Source organism: Streptomyces sp. NPDC059534, assembly GCF_042743475.1.
Taxonomy (GTDB): Bacteria; Actinomycetota; Actinomycetes; order Streptomycetales; family Streptomycetaceae; genus Streptomyces.
The window spans coordinates 1-1,176 of record NZ_JBHWAQ010000151.1 but is presented as its reverse complement, the minus strand read 5'-3'; the positions used below and the strand labels follow the sequence as shown (position 1 = coordinate 1,176).

Here is a 1,176-nt window from a genome sequence, read left to right as displayed (position 1 = left end):
CTCAACACCCCGCCCCTGTCAGGAGATCCAAGAAACAGTGCCTAGAGCACCAAGACCCCCGCCGGGACGGCCACGCAAAGATCGTTTCTCCGGTGAAATCCGGCACCCGGCCGGGTGATCACTTCGGCGGACCGCTTCCCGGTGGCGCGGACGCCCGATAGAACGCCGATCGTGATCACCATCATGATGCGGCGCGCTCTGCCCGCCCTCGTCCTTGCCACCCTGCCCCTTCTTGCCGCGTCCCCGCTGGCCGCAGCCGACGCACCCCATGCGCAGCGGACGTCGTCCCGGGGTGCCCCGGGTCCGTCGATCCAGGTGATGCTGTCGCTGTTCGAGGCCATCGATCAGGTCCCCGTCGCTGCCGAGCATCGCGAGGGGTACAGCCGGACCCTGTACAAGCACTGGAACAAGGGCCTGAACGCCACTGACGGCTGCAATACCCGCAAGGAGACCATCCTGGCCGAGGCCGTCGAGGCGCCCCTGGTCACGGCGGGCTGTCAGCTGACGGGCGGGTCCTGGCTCAGCGCCTACGACAACGTGGTCGTCACCGATGCGGCCCGGCTCGATGTAGATCATTTCGTCCCGCTCGCCGAGGTCTACGACTCGGAGCAGACACCGTGGAGCCCGGCGCGGCGTGAGGCGTACGCCAACGACCAGGACAGCCCCGACACTCTCATCGTGGTCACCGCGGCCTCGAACAGGTCCAAGGCCGACAAGGACCCGGCCGAGTGGCTGCCTTCGGACGCCTCCTACCACTGCACCTACGCCGCCACCTGGGTCGGCACGAAGCTCCGCTGGGATCTGGCTGCCGACGAAGACGAGCGGCAGGCCCTTCTCGGACTCGCCGAGGACTGCTCGGAGACCATCGTCAGCTACGAGCCCGTCGACTGATCCCCGTAGGCGCCTTCAGGTGAGGAGGGCGGCGGCCGGCGCCGCGGTCGGGGCGGTCTTCGGTGGGGTGGGGCCGGTCCCGCGCACGTGCGGGGACGCGGGACCGGCTGTGGGCGCCCATCCTGTAGGGAGTCCGTGACGACCGTACGGCGGCGCCTGATCGGGCGCAGGTTCTGATCCGCCGACAGGTGGTCTCCGCTTACGAGTTGGTGCGTGATAGCGGGTGGGCATGCTCTGCTGGTGGAAGGCATGGTGAACCGTTCGGTTCTGGCGCATCCGTTGTTC

General features: G+C 68.5%; 1 protein-coding gene. It reads left to right on the top strand.

Features of this window, described 5'->3' with window-relative positions; translation table 11 throughout:
* Positions 1-186 precede the first annotated feature (186 nt).
* Complete coding sequence (locus tag ACFVZH_RS40425; protein ID WP_384905648.1) at positions 187-891, top strand: HNH endonuclease family protein; 705 nt, start codon at positions 187-189, stop codon at positions 889-891.
* Positions 892-1,176 lie beyond the last annotated feature (285 nt).

Bases quoted from the DNA above. Each gene is read 5' to 3' on its own strand.
- ACFVZH_RS40425 (WP_384905648.1), top strand. From the start codon at position 187: ATGCGGCGCGCTCTGCCCGCCCTCGTCCTTGCCACCCTGCCCCTTCTT.